This window comes from bacterium CG_4_10_14_0_2_um_filter_33_32 (genome assembly GCA_002792735.1).
Classification (GTDB): domain Bacteria; phylum Patescibacteriota; class CPR2_A; order CG2-30-33-46; family CG2-30-33-46; genus CG2-30-33-46.
This window is the reverse complement of the sequence record PFOW01000061.1, coordinates 1-1,272: the sequence shown is the minus strand read 5'-3', so window position 1 is coordinate 1,272 and position 1,272 is coordinate 1. Positions and strand designations below refer to the sequence as shown.

3 protein-coding genes are annotated in these 1,272 nt (G+C 35.7%); all 3 read right to left on the bottom strand.

The genetic code is table 11. The annotated features are described in order from the left end of the window. Window positions 1-188 (bottom strand): hypothetical protein (locus tag COX95_04235; GenBank protein PIZ85414.1); only part of this gene is annotated, 188 nt, incomplete at its 3' end. 24 nt (window positions 189-212) lie between these two features. Beyond that, on the bottom strand, window positions 213-812 hold the full coding sequence (locus COX95_04230; protein ID PIZ85413.1) for a hypothetical protein: 600 nt from the start codon (window positions 810-812) through the stop codon (window positions 213-215). A 4-nt stretch (window positions 813-816) separates the two neighbouring features. Then, window positions 817-1,272, bottom strand: a 456-nt coding sequence (locus COX95_04225; protein ID PIZ85412.1) for a hypothetical protein, incomplete at its 5' end; no start/stop codon positions are given.

Here is a 1,272-nt window from a genome sequence, read left to right as displayed (position 1 = left end):
CAACATTTGACTTGATGAATGCCCCACATCACCATTATCACTACTAAGCCAGTCAACAGCACCATCTTAACTATCCAGTTGCTATTATCAGGCACATATGCGGTTAGTCCCCGATATTCCTGTTTTTTGACAGGTAACGACCATTTTCGGAAATTCCATTGATGATCGTGAACAAGTTTTTGTAACATATTTTCCCCTCCCAATTTTTATACTTATTCTAATATGTAATTTTGCAACCCTTGAGAATGGCAGAAAGCAATCATATCTTCTACTAACAATCTTATATCTTCCTCCATCCCTATATATGGACACAATGAAATTTTTTCAGTATTCTTCACTTTCCATATTCCGTCCTTGCATTGGTTAATCTCCATTACCTCATATATGATTTTTTCGGCACAAAATCCCCAGAGGTAACATCGCCATTGATAATATTCCATATACCTACCAATATCAATGGGGCTTTGGGTTGTTTTATATTCTTTTATTTCATTCCCATAGATAGCATCTGCCACCATTGAGATTATGCAGTTGCCATAAGGGGTCTGTATCTTAGGAGTAATTTTTAGCTCAGAGATATACTTTTTATCCTCCTTTTCTATTCCCCTAAAAATATACCCATCAATCAATACCATTCCATATTTTTCTGTTCCCAAACCCTCCTTTATATGGTGAACAGCCCTGCCAACTTTCATCGGCTCAGTCTCAACAACCTCTTTTTTAATTGTTGAGACTATGTCGGTATAAGACTTCCAGTTGGTTGTCTTATAGAGTCTATACGAATCTAACATTGTTGGAGATAATCTATACATACCCTTACCTCTTGTATTTGGTAAATACAGGACAATCAGTAAAACATGCTTGAGTTGGACAAAAAGTTTCACTTGATTCAGGCTTTTTATCAGGGCAATCAACAATCAACTCATACTGTTTATGGGCATTAACCCTTAACCCTAAATTTTTCGTTTTCTTTGCCAACAATCCTCTAACCTGTGTCAATACAGTAGGGTTCTTTTCTTCCTTTATCTCCAATAAAAAACAGTTTGCCTCTTCACTATTTTTTATTTCATCAATTCTTGTTCTCCACGCAGAAACAATTTGAGAAATCTTTCTATTCTCCATCGATACCCTATTAAGAGTATCTTTTATTTGCTGGATTATCTTACTGAGAAAGTTTGGTTCTTGCCCAAAATGAGGAATAATAATTTTTCCGATTTTCCCAGAGTCCTTTCCTATATGATAATCGGTTGGCGTAAAGTCGATAATTCGATT

What these genes read in the sequence shown, in the direction of transcription:
- COX95_04230 (PIZ85413.1), bottom strand. Translation starts at nt 812, where the DNA reads ATGTATAGATTATCTCCAACAATGTTAGATTCGTATAGACTCTATAAG.